2 protein-coding genes and 1 pseudogene are annotated in these 1,095 nt (G+C 72.1%); 2 read left to right on the top strand and 1 reads right to left on the bottom strand.

Annotation, left to right across the window (positions count from 1 at the left end; all coding sequences use genetic code 11):
- A pseudogene (locus tag D7231_RS35535) lies at nucleotides 1–238 on the bottom strand (glycosyltransferase family 2 protein); the annotation flags it as partial.
- A 104-nt stretch (nucleotides 239–342) separates the two neighbouring features.
- Here D7231_RS35535 and D7231_RS35530 point away from each other — a divergent pair.
- A complete protein-coding gene (locus D7231_RS35530) occupies nucleotides 343–675 on the top strand; it encodes a helix-turn-helix domain-containing protein (RefSeq protein WP_120760521.1) in 333 nt (110 codons plus the stop codon).
- Nucleotides 666–1,095 (top strand): hypothetical protein (locus D7231_RS35525; RefSeq protein ID WP_199739548.1); only part of this gene is annotated, 430 nt, incomplete at its 3' end. The genes D7231_RS35530 and D7231_RS35525, both read left to right, overlap by 10 nt.

The raw sequence follows: 1,095 nt of genomic DNA, 5'->3' as shown, positions 1-1,095 counted from the left end.
GGCCGGCCTGCTCGCGCAAGGCGTCGCGGAGTTCGGTGTTGGTGTGCTCGTGCCACGGGCCGGTGCTGACAGTGGCGGGGATGACGCCGAGTTCGTGGCCCGCGGCCACGAGCTGGTGCCGCCAGGCGTCGGGGACGTGCTCGGGGAAGTGGAAGGCGACGTGGAACCGCTCGATGCCGAGCTGGCGGTAGTGACGGGTCCAGGCGGCCAGCAGGGCGGGTTCGACGGGGCCGATCACCGCGATCAGCGCGCCGTATCCGTCTGAGTTAATGAGCCAAGATCGGGAGGAAACACCCAACCAGATCCCGGGCCCGAGGCCCTTGATCTGGAAGGTTGCCGGTCATGGCAGGAAGCACCACCCCGCGGAAGCCCCGGAAGCGGCTCGCGCCGAGTGAGAAGTACGAGATGTTCGTCGCGGTGCTGTCGGGGCAGCACACGCAGCGGGAGGCCGCCGAGCACTGGGGTGTGAACCGGGCCACGGTGGTCGCGATCGCGCGGACGGCGAAGCAGGGCGCTCTGGACGCGCTGGCCGCGTCGGCGCCCGGCAGGGCCGGGCAGAGCTTGGAGCAGGCCCAACTCGCCGAGGCACGGGCGGAGATCGAGCGGCTGCGGAGCGCGATTGCCGAGCAGGCCGTCGCCCTGCACCTGGACCAGGGAAAAGCGATATGGGCCTGAGCGCGGGCCCCGTCCCGCCGCGGGGCCCTCCCGAGGTGAAGGCCGGTCTGCTGCAGTTGATCGGGCATGCCGCGGAGCGGGGCTGGTCGGTGCGCCGGGCCGGCGAGGTCCTGGGCCTGGACCACATGAGGGTGCTGCGCTGGCAGCAACGGGCCGCCGCCGGGCAACTCGCCGATGCCCGGCCCGGACCTGCTGAGGCCCTGCACGCGCTGCTGGCCTGGGAGAAGGAGGCGATCGTCAAACTCGCCGAGGAATGGGGCGAGACCGACCGTTCGCACCGCAAGCTCGCCCACCGCGGTTCCCGGCTGTACTGGGTGCATGCGAGCGAGTCGACGGTGCTGCGGGTGCTGGCCGAGGCGGGCCTGCACCTGCCCGGGCCGCCACGGCGCGAGCGGCGGGAGAAGAAGCCGTTTCCCGAGT

Source organism: Streptomyces klenkii, from assembly GCF_003626645.1.
Taxonomy (GTDB): domain Bacteria; phylum Actinomycetota; class Actinomycetes; order Streptomycetales; family Streptomycetaceae; genus Streptomyces; species Streptomyces klenkii.
The sequence above is the reverse complement of the archived record's forward strand: the minus strand, read 5'-3'. Positions and strand labels throughout refer to the sequence as shown.

Excerpts from the sequence above, each read along its gene's own strand:
- D7231_RS35530 (WP_120760521.1), top strand. The coding sequence starts at position 343 with ATGGCAGGAAGCACCACCCCGCGGAAGCCCCGGAAGCGGCTCGCGCCG.